The 17,883-nt window shown below is 35.2% G+C and carries 9 protein-coding genes; all 9 read left to right on the top strand.

From position 1 onward, the window contains the following. Positions 1–25 precede the first annotated feature (25 nt). The gene (locus tag BM246_RS00205) at positions 26–1,582 is read left to right on the top strand and encodes a sodium:solute symporter family transporter (protein WP_083415646.1); all 1,557 of its coding nucleotides are present in this window, start codon (positions 26–28) and stop codon (positions 1,580–1,582) included. A gap of 18 nt (positions 1,583–1,600) precedes the next feature. Then, positions 1,601–2,983, top strand: coding sequence for an FAD-dependent oxidoreductase (locus tag BM246_RS00200; RefSeq protein ID WP_139221811.1), 1,383 nt, complete (start codon positions 1,601–1,603; stop codon positions 2,981–2,983). Between the two features lie 92 nt (positions 2,984–3,075). Then, a complete protein-coding gene (locus tag BM246_RS00195) occupies positions 3,076–5,589 on the top strand; it encodes an alginate lyase family protein (RefSeq protein WP_074935317.1) in 2,514 nt (837 codons plus the stop codon). A 7-nt stretch (positions 5,590–5,596) separates the two neighbouring features. Continuing rightward, a complete protein-coding gene (locus BM246_RS00190; protein WP_074935316.1) occupies positions 5,597–7,888 on the top strand; it encodes a glycosyl hydrolase family 95 catalytic domain-containing protein in 2,292 nt (763 codons plus the stop codon). A gap of 259 nt (positions 7,889–8,147) precedes the next feature. Further along, a complete protein-coding gene (locus BM246_RS00185; protein WP_074935315.1) occupies positions 8,148–11,783 on the top strand; it encodes a DUF1592 domain-containing protein in 3,636 nt (1,211 codons plus the stop codon). Next, entirely contained in the window at positions 11,780–13,123 is a 1,344-nt protein-coding gene (locus tag BM246_RS00180) for a DUF1552 domain-containing protein (RefSeq protein ID WP_074935314.1), read from the top strand. Before BM246_RS00185 ends, BM246_RS00180 begins: the two co-directional genes overlap by 4 nt. 42 nt (positions 13,124–13,165) lie before the next feature. Beyond that, on the top strand, positions 13,166–14,494 hold the full coding sequence (gene fucP, locus BM246_RS00175) for an L-fucose:H+ symporter permease (protein WP_074935313.1): 1,329 nt from the start codon (positions 13,166–13,168) through the stop codon (positions 14,492–14,494). 1 nt (position 14,495) lies between these two features. After that, complete coding sequence (locus tag BM246_RS00170; protein WP_074935312.1) at positions 14,496–16,418, top strand: serine/threonine protein kinase related protein; 1,923 nt, start codon at positions 14,496–14,498, stop codon at positions 16,416–16,418. Positions 16,419–16,815: 397 nt separating this feature from the next. Further along, on the top strand, positions 16,816–17,880 hold the full coding sequence (locus BM246_RS00165; RefSeq protein ID WP_074935311.1) for a polysaccharide lyase family 7 protein: 1,065 nt from the start codon (positions 16,816–16,818) through the stop codon (positions 17,878–17,880). The last annotated feature ends 3 nt before the right edge of the window (positions 17,881–17,883 follow it).

The following is a 17,883-nucleotide window of genomic DNA, read 5'->3' as shown; positions in this document are numbered from 1 at the left end:
TAATAAAAAAATAATTTCATTAATAATGAAAAAAATAATAGCCATACTTGTTAGTTTGTTTTGTTGTTTCAACTTGTTTGCTCAGGACGAAAATGGCATTGCCACAAGTAAATTTTCAACTCTAAACTGGATTATATTGATTGTGTTTCTTCTAGGAACCACGGTTATTGGTGAATTAGTTAAAAATAAAGATAAAGGCCTTGATGCTTTTTTTAAGGGCGGAAATAATTTGCCTTGGTGGGCAGTGTCTTTATCATTAATTGCAACAAAAACGAGTGTTGCTACTTTTATTGCGGTTCCAGCTTTTATATTTTCCATGAATGGAAATTTAACCTATTTGCAAATGACCATCGGTTTTGCTTTAGGAAACGTACTATTTGTTTATGTATTATTGAAGGAATATTACGAAGAAGGTATTTACAGTCCATACGATTTTATTCAAAAAAGATTAGGTGTAAAAGTCAGTCAGTTATCCCGAACTTTTTTCATGATTGGTGCCACCATGAGTCAAGGTGTACGCTTGTTAGGTACTGCTTTAGTACTTAGTGTTATCACAGGGCAAAGTACTTTAATATGTATTTGTATTATAGCGCTGTTTGCTATAGTTTGGTCCTATATTGGAGGGATTACAACGGTAGTTTGGACCGATGCTATTCAGTTTGTGATTTTTATTTTCGGTGCTTGTTTTGCGCTTTTTTATGCAGTAGAAGATATTCCTGGTGGTTTTGGAGAAATGATGGCGATTGCCGATAGTAAAGCCAAATTGGTACTTTGGGATTTATCCTTAGATCCACATAAAACATATACCTTATGGGTGGGTATTTTAGGATGTACTTTTTTCGAGTTTGGTTCAAATGCCGTCGATCAAGTGGTTACGCAACGCGCGTTATGTTGCAAGAATTTAAAAGAAGCAAGAAAGGCCGTTGCTTTTTCTGTTGTTGGCGTGGCCACTACATGGATTATGGCTTTTGTAGGCATCGGTTTAGTGGCTTACTATGATATTAATCCGTTATCCGATTTAATTCAAGCGTCCATAAGTGCGGAGCCAGACAGGATATTTCCATATTATGTGGTAAACGAGCTGCCTAATGGTATTTCAGGTTTAATTATTGCGGCCATGTTTGCTGCAGGAATTTCGACCTTAGATTCTGCTTTAACAGCCCTTTCTCAAACAAGTGTTATGGGGATTGGAACTTTAGTTTTTCCGAAGTTAAAAACCATGGACGAAAATAAAGTGGTTAAAATATCTAAAATAGCCATTATTGCTTGGGGTGTGATTTTAGCATTACTGGCCTACGGATTTAGCTTTTTTCAAGATGGTGGTTTGTTAGCCTTAGGCTTTAAAGTACCAGGTTATGCGTACGGTATTTTAATTGGTATTGCTTTTTTAGCGCTTATGCGGAAAGGGACTTTTACAAACATTTTAATTGGTGCTTTTTTAGCCATTTTGGGCATTGCATGGATGCACCTCGAAGGCATTAGTTTTTTCTGGTGGTTTCCAGTTGGAGCACTTGTGGTAATTATAACAGCGATAGTGGGTTCAAAATTAAGTTCAAATTCGAACAAAACAGATTTAGTTTAAAAAATAAAACACAGTTTAATGAAAACATTTAAAACAAAATTAATAGAAGGATACGATGTTATAGTTGTAGGCGGAGGAGTTTCTGGAAGTCACGCCGCAATGGCCGCCGCTAAAACGGGAGCAAAGACATTATTAATAGAGCAATTTGGGTTTTTAGGTGGTTCGTTAACTGCTATGGGTGTTGGGCCCATGATGACGTTTCATAACAAAGCAGGTAAGCAACTTGTGTTTGGTTCTCCAAATGAAATGGTAAATAGGTTAAAGGAAAAAGGAGCAAGTCCAGGACATATTTTTGATAGTACAGGTTATTGTTCTACAGTAACTCCTTTTGATGCCGAAATGTTGAAGGTGGTTTTAGAAGATATGGTACGAGAGGCTGGAGCCGATATTTTATATCATACCCGATTAATTGATATTGCTAAAGAAGGCAATAAAATCAAGTCGGTTTTTATTCATAATAGAGGTGGCATTCAGGAAATTCCAGGAACTATTTTTGTTGATGCCAGTGGAGATAGTGAAATTGTAAAATTATCTGGCGTGCCTTTTACAGAAGGTCGTATTGAAGATAATAAATCGCAACCCATGACTACGAATGTAAAAATGGGTAATGTGGATACGGAGAAGTTACGTGAATACATGCGAAACAATTGGGATCAATTTGATGCCGAAGAGCGTAGTGACGATAAAGCAGAAGTTTTAAAACGCACTAAACGTATTTCTACTTGGGGCTTTTACGATCTATGGAACAAAGCCAAAGCAAACGGAGAAGTTACTGTACCGAGAGATAACGTGTTGTTTTTTGAAACAAATACCGAGGGTGAATTCATATTTAATACCTCACGTGTTTTAGGTTTCGACCCTCTAAATCCGTTCGATTTAAGTAAAGCTGAAAGCTTGGGGCGTAAGCAATGCGTCGAGATTTTTAATTTTATGCGCAAGTATGCGCCAGGTTTTGAAAACGCAACGTTTATTAGTACCGCTCCACATATCGGCATTCGCGAATCGCGTCATCCGCATGCCAAATATGTATTATCAGCAGAAGATTTAGTTAACGAAGTAAAGTTTGAAAATCCGGTTGCTGTTGGTGGTTATCCTTTAGATATTCATTCGCCAGATGGCGGAAATACCGATACCGTACACTTAAATGATGATGGAGTTTATTATATTCCAACCGAGTCTTTGTTGGTAAATGAAGTAGATAATTTAGTGCTTTCTGGTCGTGCTATTGGTGCCGATCATCATGCTAGTGCAGGCTTACGTGTTACACCTATTGCTATGGCTATCGGTCAAGGCGCAGGAACACTAGCTGGTTTGTCTGCCGTTGGTAAAGTTATGCCGAATGATGTAGTTTATGCTAAATTAAAAGAAACATTGGAAAGCAATGGTGCTTATTTAGGCTAGTATAAAAGTTATTGAATGTAAATATTTAGATCTGTTTGATTAGATTATTTACAGAACATATTTAGCATTTTTCAAATAAAATAAATTAAAAAATGAACGTTTTATCATTAAAATTCAAAGTAGTTTCAAAACAGTTTTTATTAGGACTGTTTTGTTGTTTAATCCATGTCTTATGTTATGCTGGTTCGCCTATTTCAGAAGTAGTTTTAAGCAGCTCGTTACAAACTCAAGCAGCAAAAGCTAATGAGATTATAACGTATAATTTTCAACTAAAAAATATAAAAAGTACTTCGGGAACTTATACTCTTAACGTGAAACATCCGAGAGAATTGGCTAGTGAAAATATACTAAGTGTGGCATCAATAACTTTAGAACCTAACGGAAGTTATAATGGCACACTAAAAGTTACAGTAAGCGATAGAATACCTTTAGGCGGACAAGAAGCAAGTATAATAGAACTGAAAGATTCCGAAGGGCATATTATCGAAACATTAGAGTTTATATCTGTTAGAAGTAAATCGCATCCATTTTTGTTGGCAACTAATACTGTTTTTGAAGAAGCCAAACAAAAGATAAAAAACTATACTTGGGCTAAGCAAAACTTAGATAATATGTTGAAGGAACTTGATGAGTTTGAGTTTCCTGAACGTAAAATTGTTAGTAAACCAAGGCCAACCAAAATATGGTCAAGCTTTGATTATAGTGCAAGCGATGGCGAAAAAGCATTTCAGTTGGCATTGGCTTATAAATTAACGGAAAAGACTGTTTACAAGCAAAAAGTAATTAGCTTAATTAAAGCAATTTTTGATAAAGATGAAGGTTATTTATCTATTGGAGCGGCTACTAACGGTGTGCAGGTTCATGAAGGGAATTTCTTTTTATTTATATCCGCAGCTTGCGATATTCTTTATAACGAACCAGAATTATCTAGTACAGATAAAGAGAATATTGAAGCTTCGTTTCGTTATTATTTAGAGTTGAATAAAAAACACATGAATGGTTTGGGAATAATGAACCATCAAGCAAGTGCTAATGCAGGGGCTATATTTGTTGCATTATATTTACAAGATATACCACAGTTAGAATATTTAACCGAAGCTGACGGTGGCATGGCAGACCAAATTGGTAAAGGAGTCATGGCCGATGGTTGGTGGTTTGAAGGAACAGGGAATTACTGTTATTTGGTGGTGCAACGTTATTCTTTGGTAGCTCAAGCTTTTGAGAATTATGGTATGGATTTATACCACAGACGATTTCCTACTAAATTCAAAAGTAAAGATTTCGAAAACTCAAAAGAAGGTTTCACTGGGATGAAATTTGACAATTGGGGACCAACCGGAAAAAACACAAGAGGTTTAGAAGATATGGTTACGCCTTACGTACCTTTTATGGATGAAAATGCGTATTTGGTATCGACTAACGATTCTGATTTAAAAGCACCAAATGAGTTTTACGAACTGGCGTATCGCGAATACAAATTCAACGATTTAGCTTGGGTTATTAGTAAAACAGAACGTGATTCGTGGGTATCTTTAATGTATGGGGTTCCTGAACTTCCCGAAGTGAAAGATCCTAGAACAGGATCAGATTTTAGAGAAAATATTGGTTTGGTAGCATTGCGCTCGCAAGGCCAAAAAGAGACTCCTGAAAATCAAATTCAAGCCTTTCTTAAATATGGTACGCATGGCGGTTGGCACGGGCAATTTGATAGGGCAAGTTTAGCGGCTCTAGACCGTAACGGACATAAATATTTTGGTTCCGAAATGGTTTGGTATGGTTACGGAAATCCAGGATATAAAGAGTGTGTACAAACTTCTGCAACTCATAATATGGTTATTGTTGACGAACTTCAGCAAGAGGCTGTGCCTTCAGAGCAATTACTGTTTTATAAAGGCGATATCATGCAAGCATCGGTTGTCGAAACGAATGCTAGATGGCGACAAATTCCACGTTGGAATGTTGAAAAATTTCCACCATGGGACGATACGGATTATGCTAACGGTTTTAATCCTATTCAGCAACGAAGAATTTCTATCGTTACAGACGATTATGTAATTCTTGCAGATTATATGAAATCGGATAAAAAACATAATTACGATTGGCTAATTCATCCAGTAGGGTTTTCTTCTATTGAGGGTGTTAAAAAGAAAGGTAATTCACTTGAAAAGTTAAGTACAGATGGAAATTCGCCTTATAAATATTTTGAACATGCGCAATGGTATACCTCTAAAAAAGGAGCAAAAGTGGAATTTATTGAGGGAGAGCACAAACTCGATGTGCATACAGTTTGGCCTAAAAAATCTGAAATTGTAATTAGTAACTACCCGAATGGCGGTAAGCAACGCCGTATTAGAAATAATCCGGATAGACGCACTTATGGCGTTCGTGTAAACGAAAAAGAAGTTGTTTTTCTGAGTGTAATTGAACCTTACAAAGGGGAATCTTCAATAAAAAAAATAGAATCGGCTTCTGAAAATGAAATTACGGTAACCTTAAAAGATGGTAGAGTACAAATCATAAGTATCGAAAATTTAAAAGGAACGCTTCCGAAGATAAAAATTACCGAAACGCTTGGTGATACAGTGAAAACTGAAATAACGAAATAAGTTTTTAATGAAAAAAATAATTCAAATTATATTTATATTATCAGTTCTTGTTTGTAAAGCTCAGATTGTATCAGATATAAATTGGCCAGAATTTATGGCACAACACGATTTGGTTTGGGAAGAAATTCCTAAGCAATGGAACGAAGGTGGTTTTGTTGGAAACGGACAAGTTGGTATGATGATTTATGCCAATTTAGATGATAATAGATTAGATTTTCATGTTGGTCGTCAAGATGTTACCGATCATAGAAAAGCGCCTAATAAGAAGACTTCTATGGGTGTAAAAGGTGCTAATTTATTCGATTATTCTCGTCTTGATATTGGAAGTATGGTGCTTCGACCTGCGGGGAAAATATTGGATATTAAAGTTCGTCAAGATTTATGGAACGCCGAAATTCGCGGAACTATAATTACAGACCTCGGAGAAATTACTTTTAGAGCATTTACACCTTACAATAGAATGTTAAATGTTGTTGAAGTGCATTCTACCGAAACTAAATCGAGTAAAACCGTAGATTATAGCTGGGAGTGGCTAGCTGGTTTGCCTATTTCACCTCGAATTATTGCTAAGCCGTCTGCTTTAAAAGAAAAAGATTACGCATTAAACCCGAAACCAGATATAAGAATGGTAGATGGTATTAATGTTTGCGAACAATCTTTATTAGCGGGAGGTGATTATGCTACAGCTTGGACGGATAAACCTTCTGAAGGTAACAAATCTACAATGTATATTGCTGTCGCTAATGAAATTCCTGCAAGTCATGTTTCTGCAAAAGTTGCTGCAAAAACGGTTACAGATGCCGCAATTACTTCAATGAAAACTATTGAAGAAGAACATAGAACTTGGTGGCATAACTATTTTCAAAAATCGTTTTTGTCTATTCCAGATGCGCGCATGGAATCTTTTTATTGGATTCAAATATATAAAATGGCAACTTGCTCGCGTGCCGATGGTCCTGCTTTAGATTTAATGGGACCTTTTCTTAAAAACACAAGTTGGCCAGGTTTATGGTGGAATTTAAATGTGCAGTTAACGTATTGGCCATTTAATGCAAGTAATCATTTAGATATTGCCGAGAACTTTATAACCTTGATAGACGATAATTTTGATATGATGTTGCCAAGTAAACGTGGTAAAAACTTTGGTGATTTTGCTTGGGCAATGCACAATTATTGGTTAATTTATAGATACAGAGGCGATGCCGAAGCTATTCGAGATAAGTGGTTACCAAAAGCTATGAAAATAGCCGAAGTGTATGAAACCAAAATGATTAGAAATGTGGATAACAAAATTGAATTAACTGCAATGGGTTCCCCAGAATATGGAGGTTTTAAAGCATTTCCGAATACAAACTATAATTTAGCTTTAGTACGTTGGGTATTAAATACTTTAATAAATACTAGTGAAACTCATGATTTAAATACTAATGAAGTTAAAAAATGGAAAGGGCTTTTAGCCGATTTAATTTCATATCCTGAAGATGAAAATGGATTAATGATTGGAAGTAATCAACCTGTTGATATTTCTCATAGACACTATTCTCATTTATTAGGTTTATATCCGTTATTTCAATTAAATCCAGACGATCCAAAAGTTAGAACTTTAGTTGATAAATCTGTAGTGCATTGGCATCAAATTGATAATAGTAAAGGCTTGGTGGGTTATTCTTATACCGGTGGAGCTTCATTATACGCAGCTTTAGGTCGTGGAGATGATGCTAATAAAATGCTTCAACAATTTTTAGATGGTAATATACAAAGTGCGATGTTATTACCGAATACATTTTACATGGAAGGGCATGGACGTAACCCCGTTATAGAAACACCTTTAAGTGCGGCTTCGAGTATTATGGAGTTGTTTCTACAAAGTTGGGGAAATAAAATTAGAGTGTTTCCGGCAACACCTAATCGTTTTCAGGATGTAAGTTTTAAAGATTTACGAGCAGAAGGTGGTTTTTTAGTAAGTGCATCGCGCAAGGCTGGTATAACTGAATTTGTAAAAATTGAAAGTCTAGCAGGAAATATATGTACATTAAAAGTGAGTGATTGGAAAAAAGTCATACAAATTTCTAAAGGTGCAAAAATTGAAATTATTAAGGTTGAAAATGGCGAATTTCAAATAGAACTTAAAAAAGGAGAATCTATAGTTTTAGCTTCAAACAAAGCTGTAAAACCAATAATTTCTGCTATATCAAATTCTAAAAGTGATATCAATTATTATGGTGTTAAAAAAGGTAAATCGTATACAGAAGTTTATGAATACCCGGTGCCTAATTTCGATTTAAAAGCAAGAGAATAAAGTTAGTATTAGTATGAGAAATAATACTAAAACCATCTGCTATATAAGTCGTGACTTGAAAATAGATATCATTAATAAAATCAGTTAAAAAACAACTTATCTTTATTTTTAAGGTTGTTTTTTTACTTATTTTTTAATTTACGAACAGTTTTTGTGTTGATTTGCAAAAATAGTATCATGATTGGTTGAGATTTTGGAAGATTAGTGTTTATATTATGGGTAAAATTGTTTTTTATAAAACCAACCAACTATAACTTTTATGAAACGCACGTTGTTAATTGCAATTGTTTTCACAATAGTCCTTTTCGGACTCTTCTTGATTCCGCTAGACGGTGAAGTAGAAAATACATTTGTATTCTTTTTGGGTAGATTTCACCCTATAATTCTTCATCTTCCAATAGGCGCTTTAATTGTACTATTTTTCATGGAAATTATTAACAGTTTCCGTCCAGAATTAAATCTAGATTCAGCATGTAAACTTTTACTTTGGTTTTCGGTTTTTAGTATAATTCCAACCCTAATTTTAGGTTTTCTTTTAGCTTCTTCAGGTCATTATAATGAAGACGTACTAGGTTTTCATAAATGGTTAGGCTGGTTTACGGCGCTTATAGCTGTATGGCTGCTTGTTGTAAGACAAAAATCTGTTAATAAAGAGGAAAATAAAGTATCCAAACCTTATAAAATATTTTTATTTATAAATGTTGTTCTATTGTCTTTAACAGGGCATTATGGAGGTTCTTTAACGCACGGATCGACGTACTTAACTAAACACATGCCATCTGGTTTAAAAGCCGTTTTAGGTGTCGATGCAAATGAAGGCGACTACATTGCACTTAATACAGAAAGTGATTCGACTTCACAAGAAGCAGTAGATTTTAAAACCAAAGTGCAACCTATTATAGAAACGTATTGTTATGAATGTCATGGAGCTGATAAGCAAAAAGGTGATGTGCGCTTAGATGTTTTGCATTGGGATATGATAAATGGTCACGATGCCGAAGGTTGGCACTCTGCCTTAGATATGATAAATTCTGGTGAAATGCCTCCAAAAGATGAGCCACAATTAAAAGATGAAGAGCGCCGTGCTGTTGTAGATTGGATGACGGAGAATTTAGAGAAAGCGGCCATTGCAAAAAACAACGCTAATAAAGGTGTTATGCGTAGGTTAACCAAAAAGCAATACACCAATACACTTAATGAATTACTTGGTGTAAACGTTAATTTTGGTGATGTGTTACCAGATGATGGAAAGTCTGAAATGGGGTATAGTAATAACGGAAGCATTCTTCAAACATCGGCACTGCATATCGATTATTATCAAAAAATTGCTCGTGAAGCATTAGATAAGGCCATTGTTTTTGGAGAAAAACCAGAAGCTAAACGTTACAAAGTAACCTTAGGAAAAAATATTGGAGACGGCAAAACAGGCGCTGAATATGGTGGTTACCAAACAGCTGCTATAAGTAATAAGGATTTACGAGTAGATATTTTAAATAATGAAGGAAATCCAATAGAAAATACTTCAACTAAACAAAAAGACACCATAAAACGCTTAAAAAATAAAATAGGTATTGGTATGCGTGGTTCAGCCAGTAACCGTTATAGTGTTGTTGCAGAAGGCATGTTGCTAAATTCAGCTTTACCAGCAAGAGAAGTTACACCAAAATCTTGGCAAGGGCCTTCGCCAAATTTAAAATTATTAGTAAAAGAAGATTTTCCAAGAACGGGCGATTTTGTTTTCCGTGTAGAAGCTTCCAAAGGATATCTTTCGGAATCTGTAGAACGTTTAATTGATTTAAGAAAAGTTGAGCCAGCTAGAAAAACTTCAAAAGCAGTGCGTATTTCTGCTAAGGATATAAAAAAAGCAAAAGGATTTGTTTTGAAAGATAACCGTTGGTTAATTTCGGAAAATGTGGCTACCAATGTAAAAACTCAGTTTAAGTATCATGTGCCGAAATCAGGTATTTATCAGGTAGATTTAATACATCCGTATGTATCAGAAGATGCTATGCCATCCTATCAATTAAGTCTTTTAGGCAATAATAAAGAGGGGCGTGTTGGTGAGCGTTTATACATGGATAAAAGTCTTGTAAATGCAGATGAAATTATTACGCCGGTAACTTTGGCATATTTATCTGAAGGGGAACACAAAGCCTATATTGGCGGTAAGTTTTTTGTAGGTTTTAGCGATATAGTACTTACACCTATACCGGAAGACGATCCATTACCAAAAATACTAGCAGAAGAAGCTGAAAGAAATAATTTAAAGTATGCCGATGTTAATCCGTCTATTCAGGTTTTTGCAGGTGCAAGAACCGATGATGGTATGGATTATAAAACCTTTGGTGAGTCGGTTGAAGTTACCGCTTCAATGGGCGAGTATCAAATGTTTGAGTTTAAAGGCAGGTTAGAGAATTTACCAATTCCGCTAGGTAGTGCACAAGTAAGTGGCGATTTAGCAAATATACTCACCGTTGGTCTTTGGAATAATCATTTGGTTAAAGATGGTAGTTTTAATGGTCCGCCATTATTAGTGAAATCTGTAGAGTTTGAAGCACCATATAATCCGGTTTGGCCACCAAATAGCCATACACAATTATTTTTCGATTCACCAAATAAAGCAAACGCAGAATTATATACAGAAGAGGTGCTAACTAGTTTTATGGAACGCGCTTTTAGACGTCCGCTTAATGATGGCGAGCTAAATAGATATATGGATTTTTGGCGTAGTGTTAAAGATGATTTTGATCGTTACGAGGATGGTGTTAAGGAAGTTATGGTTGCTGTGCTTTGCTCCCCTAATTTTATATATTTGTTTGAACCTGAGGTTCCTGAGGACGATAAATCTAAAAAATCTACAGATGAATTTTATTTAGCCTCGCAATTGTCGTATTTCTTATGGAATTCACCACCAGATGAAAAACTGAATAATTTGGCATCTACAGGTGATTTATATGATGAGTTACCAGAGCAAATTGAGCGTATGGTAGACGATGAAAGAATTACAAGAATGATTCATTCGTTTTCTTATGAGTGGCTTCGTTTAGATCGTCATAAAAGTATGGATACCGATGTAGGTATGTATAAAGACTATACGCGTTTTGTGAAAGAAGATATGTTTAAAGAAACCTACGAGTTTATTCAGCATATATTAAAAAACGATTTAAGCATCATGAATTTTATTGATTCAGATTTTGCTATGCTGAATCAAAACTTAGCCGAATTTTATGGTATTGATGGTGTAAAAGGAAATGAGTTTAGACCGGTGACTTTACCAAAAGAAGAACATCGAGGTGGTTTACTGTCGCAAGGTTCATTTTTAAATGGGCATTCCGATGGGGTACAAGCGCATCCTATTAAAAGAGCGGTTTGGTTGAAAGAAAAAATATTGGGAGATTCGCCACCGCCACCACCACCAAATGTACCCGAGTTGGCAACCGATACGCCTGGCTTTGAAAAAATGACTTTGAAAGAACAGTTGTTTTTACATAGAAATAAAACGTCTTGTTTAGATTGTCATCATAAAATTGATCCCTTTGGAGTTGTTTTTGAAAATTATGATGCCGTTGGAAGATATCAAACCATAGCTAAAGGAAAGCCAATTGATGTAAAATCTAAATTACCTGATGGTACCGAAATTGACGGTGTACAGGGTATTAAAGATTATATTTTAAGAATGAAGCAAGACGATTTCACGCGTGCATTAGTAGAAAATATTTATGCTTACGCTTTAGGGCGCGATGTGAGTTTCGCCGATCAAAAAGAAATAGATAGAATAGTAAAAGAAGTTATAGAAGATGATTATCGTTTTAAAACGGTTATAGAACAAGTGGTTTTAAGCCCGTCATTCTATAAAAAAGAACAAAGTTGGTTTAACAAAATATTTGGATCATGAGCAAAAAACCTTGGCATTTAGATCGTCGTACGTTTATTAAAGGATTGGGAGTAGCCTGTATGCTTCCGTATTTTGAAGGTATGGCCATGAGTAGTTTTTCAAAATTTATAGAACCAGAAATACCAAAACGTTTAGGTTTTCTATACTTTCCAAATGGTGTTGGAATTCCACCAAAAGAAAGTGCTCAACATAAAAACTGGAGTTGGTTTCCTGTGAATGAAGGACGCGATTATAAGTTAACCAAAACCTTATCGCCCTTAAAGGCTTATCGTGATGATATATCTATAATGGGCGGTTTAAGTCATCCATACAGTCGTAATGTTTTAGGGCATATGGCAGGAGATTCTTGGTTAACTGGTGGTGATTTACGTGGTGAATATAAAAACAGTATTTCTGTTGATCAATATGCAGCAGGGAAACTTAGTAAGTACACCCGTTTTCCATCGTTAGCATTGTCTACAGATGGCGGTGTTGGGTATAAATCTAGAACATCAACATTGTCTTTTAATTCTTCAGGAAAACCGTTACCGTCAGAGCATAGACAACGTGAAATTTTTGAGCGTTATTTTTCTCCAAGTGGAGGGGCTTCAACTACAGAAAGACGTAAAAGTTTAAACCAAGGCAAGAAGATTGTCGATTTAGTTTTAGAAGATAGTAAAAACCTTGAAAAGCGTTTGGGCGCTAATGATAAAGCGAAGTTAGATGAATATTTAACATCGCTTAACCAAGTTGAGCAACAGGTAAAACGAAATGAAAAATGGCTAGATGTGCCCATGGACGATTTTGATGCAAGCTTAATTAATTTAGATGTAGATCCCGTTTCGGCTCCAGATGATTATGTACGCTCCATGATGGATTTAATGGTACTTGGATTTCAAACCGATTCAACACGTGTTATGACGTATATGATGGCGCGAGAAGATGGTATGGGCTTTGGTGATAATTTCCCTAAAATAGCTTTAGGATTAAAAGGGCATCATAGTATTTCTCACGATAAAACAACTGGACATTGGGAAGATTGGGGACGCTTGGATCAATGGTACGCTAAGCATTTTGCTTATTTTATTAATAAAATGAAAACTACAGAAGATGCACACGGATCTTTATTAGATAACTCGCTTATTCTTTACGGAAGTGCTTGTAGTTCTACACACAATGCTAGAAACTGTCCGCTTATTTTGGCTGGAGGTGCTAATCTTGGTGTTGAGCATGGCGCTTATACTAAATTCAATGAAAAAGAAGTACGACTGTCTAATTTGTTTGTAAGCATGCTAAACAAAGTAGATGTACGCACCGAAAGTTTTTCGGATAGTACTGGGCCATTACCTTCAATTCTTTAAAAAATACCACACTAAATTTCAATAACAAACTAAATTAAATAGATGAATAAAAAAGAGCGCATTCCGGTTGTAAGTAAAGAATTATTATTTCCTTTTATCATTATAACCTCTTTGTTTGCTTTATGGGGAATTGCTAACGATTTAACCAACCCAATGGTATCTGCTTTCAAAAAAGTAATGCCCGAGTTATCTAATATTCAAGCTTCCTTAGTGCAATTTGCATTTTATTTTGGGTACTTTTTTATGGCGTTTCCTGCGGCTTTATTTATAAGACGTTTTAGTTATAAATCGGGAATTCTTTTAGGTTTATCGCTTTATGCTATTGGCGCATTTTTGTTTTATCCAGCGGCTAAGTATGAAGAATATAATTATTTTTTAATTTCATTATGGGTGATTACCTGCGGATTGGCTTTTTTAGAAACCACGGCAAATCCATTAATTCTTGCTTTAGGTGATAAAAGAACCGCGACGCAACGTTTAAATTTGGCTCAAGCTTTTAATCCGGTAGGGTCGCTTACAGGAATGATTATCGCTCAAGTTTTTGTACTCCAAGCTTTGCGTTCCGATGATTATTCAGCGGAAGCTTACAATGCTTTAGCATCAACAGAATTGGCTGCTATTCGTGAAAACGATTTAAGTGTTATTAGTATTCCGTATTTAAGTTTAGGTGTTTTAGTGTTAATCATTATGGCGATTATTGTGTTTACAAAAATTCCAAAAACAGCTGTAGAAGATAAAATGAGTCTATCGGATTCATTAAAAAAATTAAAAGCCAATAAAACGTATTTAAAAGGTGTTTTGGCTCAAGCGGCATGTGTTGGTTCTCAAATTATGTGCTGGACCTATATTTTTCATTATGTTGATAATCTAAATGAAACTACAGGAAGTAATATTACGGCAACAAATTACAATGTGGCTGCCATGATTTTATTCTTATCAGGTAGATGGATTGGTACAGCATTAATGAAAAAAGTAAACCCACCAAAAGTACTCATGTTATTTGGATTGGGTGGAGCTTTAGCAAGTGTAGGAGCTATTGTGTTACCTGGAATGGCTGGGTTAATTTCGTTAGTAGCTATTTCCATTTTTATGTCTATTATGTTTCCAACTATTTATGGTATTGCTTTAAAAGATATGGGCGATGAAGCTAAAATTGGCTCAGCCGGATTGGTTATGGCCATTGTTGGTGGAGCGCTTATGCCTATTGTGCAGGCGGCTATTTTAGATTTAGGTGGCGATGGTTTGGCCGATATGAATTTTTTAGGCTATATACCAGAGGTTAATTTATCGTTTATTCTACCGGCTTTATCGTTAGCCTTTGTTGGTTATTACGGTTATAGTAGCATAAAAACAATGGTAAGTAATTCTTAGTATGAATTTGAACTTAAAAAACAATATTTTTTTTCTAAAGTCTTTACTATTAGCAACGCTTGTATTTTTAGCGTCTTGTAAACAAGAAACTGGAAGTGTTGTAAAAATTGCCAATAGCGACAATCAATGGCCTATGTCTGGTGGACCGGATGGAAGTTATAAAATTAAAACAGATTTACAGGTTCCAGTACAATGGTCGGTTCGAAATAACGAAAATATTAAATGGAAAAAATCACTTCCTGCTGGCGGACAAAGCGGTATTGCTGTTTGGGACGATAAGTTGTTTTTTACTATTAATCCGCCTTTAGATACGCCCGCTTTTTCTGAGTTACAAAGTAATTATGATGAAGCTAAATCTAATTACGATATTATTTATACTGAAGAATTAAGCTTTTTAAGAAAAGAAGGAGTGTCTGCTTTTGAAACGGTTTTCAACCGGAAAAATACAGCGCATAATCTTTTCGAAGTCTTTTTGCTTTCTAATGAAAATTATCAAAAATTATCTTCTGAAAAAAAGAAGACTAATTATAACCGATTGCTAAATAAGAGTGGGGCAGGCCGTATGTTTTCTGAAGCCAATAAAAAACTAATTGATTATGTGAATTCAAAATCTGATAGGGTTTTAAAGAGTTATAATCAATTTCAACAAGCTGAAAAAGCATTAAAAACCAGACCTGTTGGGACAGATATTGTTCTTTATTGTATGGATGCCAATACAGGAGAAACCCTATGGACGCGTACTGTAAAAGGATTATTACCTAGCGATTATAATTATGCCTTTAGTGATGCCACAACGCCGTGCCCTATGACTGACGGTGAGTTTGTTTGGGCTATTAATGCCAGTGGTGGTATGGCTTGTTTTTCATTAAAAGGTGATTTGGTTTGGAAACGTACTTGGATGCCTACCGTGGGGAGGCCGTTTAATAAACAGTTCGATTCGGTGTTGTTTGAAGATATTATTTTGAATGTTGAACCACCACTTGAAAGTGATTCTACACGAATAAAAGAATGGAATTATCTACACGCTTTTAACAAGAATACCGGAAATCACGAAAGGACAACTCAAGCAGCTATTACGCATTATAATACGCCCGTGATTGGGGAAACTTCCGAAGGAAAACCTGCAATTTTAATAGGTCGTGGCGGTCCGCATGGAGTTCCAGAACGTCCTGTTGGTTTGAGTTTAATAAGCTTAGAGCAAAACAATGCTGGTGAATCTCTTTGGCATTGGGAACCTGAAGCGCCTAACAAACTATCGGGTTATGGTGCTTTAAATACCCAACATTGGGATACCGAAAAAATATCGTGGATTTATAAATGTGAAGAAAATTTAACGGTAAACTCAAATACTGGTGAGCTAATGAGCCAAAAGCCTTTAAATATTGTCGATCAATATATTTATGATGAAATGGATAAAACCTATCATTTAAATGAAGGTGTTGTTCTTAAAAATTCTGAAAACGAATTCCATTGCAATATGGCTGTAAACAATTATACCTTTTATATGGTTATGCATAAGCCATTTATTGCGCGCCATAATATGGTAACTGGTAAAAATGAACATCTAGAATTACCTCATGAAAAAAATGCTGGCGGTAGTTTTATTTGGAAAACACCACAAACTAATGATGGTTTTAATGCCAAAGGACAATTGCATAGTATTGATACTCGCGTTTTGGGCGATGGCTTTCAGCGTTCGTTTTTAGGATCTCCGGTTATGATTAATAATTACATCTATTTTACAAATGCCATAGGAATGGTTTATGTTATCGATGCAAATGCAGAACGTTTTGATGAGCGTGCTTTAGTCTCGGTCAATGATTTAGGTGAAAAAGGAAAAACATGGACCGTAAACACCTTAAGTTTTGCTAATGGTCACATCTATCACCGAACCTTAAAAGAGATTATTTGCATTGGGGAATAAACAAGTTTTTGTATTTAAATCTATTAAAACACAAGATTATTTAACCTGGAAAAATTCATAAATATAAAATTAACTCGATTTATTAAGAGAGCTATTATATGTTTTAATTTTTATCGTTCTGTTCTCGGTAAGGCCTATGAGTAAAGGTGTAACCCGTTCGTATCGCTCGTTACATTAAGGTTGGTATTAATGTTTTTTGCTTTATTTTTCTTTCGTTCTATGAGTTTTTTTTCTTTTATAACTCTATATAAATATTTATTACTATATTTGGTACACCAGATTGGTGTACCAAATATTTTTTAATAAGAATGAGTTACTTTTTCTGAATTTATTAAATTGGAAGTTTCACTAATTAGTATCTAATATATTGAATGTTGCAATGAATAAAGATCATATAATGAAACCTCAACTAATAAAATCAACGTTACTAATTCTCTCCATACTTTGCCTTGTGGTATTAACTAGCAGTTGCAGAGATACCAATAAAAAAACGGAGAATGTAAATGCAAATGCTACCGTTTATCCAAGTGATGTGATACCATTTATGGATCAATGGCATATTCTTTGTGGCGATGGAACAAAATTTGAAGAACTAGCCAATATTGAGCATAGAGATTATTTTTATGTTACAAATGATGGTAATACGGATTGGGTAATTTATAAAACACCAAACTCTGGTATTACATCTCGAACCTCTAGCAATACAAGAACAGAATTAGGACAAAAAGAACATTGGACAACCGAAATAGGAGGTAAGTTAACAGGTTCGTTAAAAGTAATGCATGTTTCAACTTCTGGAGATGCAAGAGTTGCCGCTTCATATTCTGTGGTAGTTGGACAAATTCATGGAAATGAAGGGCATGAAAATGAACCTTTAAAAATTTTTTATAAAAAATTCCCTGGCCACACCAAAGGTTCTGTGTTTTGGAATTATGAAATTAATACGGCTGGTGATGATAATTCTGGAAGATGGGATTATTCTACGCCAGTTTGGGGTTATGATATGTCTGTTGTTGGATCGAGCCCAACCACATCTCCCGAAGAACCAAAAGATGGTATTGCTTTAGGTGAAGAATTCAGCTATGAAATAAATGTTTACAAAGGCATTATGTACCTCACTTTTAAGAGTGAAGGTCACGAAACCAAAACATTTACTAAAAATTTGCTAAAATCTGATTTTGCGAAAAAAGAAGATATTCCTCAACAAATATGGACGTTATACGCAGTAATTGGTCGTGATGGAGTTGAACGAGAACAGGCTTATGCAGGGGAATTACAAAATTTTAAACAAGGTGCGTATAACCAAACTAATGGCAAGAACCCAGAAGATAACATCGTTTGGAGTACAGGATCTGAAACTTATAATGGAGACATCGAAAAGCAGTACGCTAATGGATGTTATGCAGAAGTTTGGTTTAAAAATGGAACTTTAGGAGCGGGTATTGATCCAAATCAAGAATAATAG

Origin of the sequence: Algibacter lectus, from assembly GCF_900112395.1 — a bacterium.
GTDB lineage: Bacteria > Bacteroidota > Bacteroidia > Flavobacteriales > Flavobacteriaceae > Algibacter > Algibacter lectus.
The sequence above is the reverse complement of the archived record's forward strand: the minus strand, read 5'-3'. Positions and strand labels throughout refer to the sequence as shown.

Excerpts from the sequence above, each read along its gene's own strand:
- BM246_RS00205 (WP_083415646.1), top strand. The coding sequence starts at position 26 with ATGAAAAAAATAATAGCCATACTTGTTAGTTTGTTTTGTTGTTTCAAC.
- BM246_RS00200 (WP_139221811.1), top strand. The coding sequence starts at position 1,601 with ATGAAAACATTTAAAACAAAATTAATAGAAGGATACGATGTTATAGTT.
- BM246_RS00195 (WP_074935317.1), top strand. The coding sequence starts at position 3,076 with ATGAACGTTTTATCATTAAAATTCAAAGTAGTTTCAAAACAGTTTTTA.
- BM246_RS00190 (WP_074935316.1), top strand. The coding sequence starts at position 5,597 with ATGAAAAAAATAATTCAAATTATATTTATATTATCAGTTCTTGTTTGT.
- BM246_RS00185 (WP_074935315.1), top strand. The coding sequence starts at position 8,148 with ATGAAACGCACGTTGTTAATTGCAATTGTTTTCACAATAGTCCTTTTC.
- BM246_RS00180 (WP_074935314.1), top strand. The coding sequence starts at position 11,780 with ATGAGCAAAAAACCTTGGCATTTAGATCGTCGTACGTTTATTAAAGGA.
- fucP (WP_074935313.1), top strand. The coding sequence starts at position 13,166 with ATGAATAAAAAAGAGCGCATTCCGGTTGTAAGTAAAGAATTATTATTT.
- BM246_RS00170 (WP_074935312.1), top strand. The coding sequence starts at position 14,496 with ATGAATTTGAACTTAAAAAACAATATTTTTTTTCTAAAGTCTTTACTA.
- BM246_RS00165 (WP_074935311.1), top strand. The coding sequence starts at position 16,816 with ATGAAACCTCAACTAATAAAATCAACGTTACTAATTCTCTCCATACTT.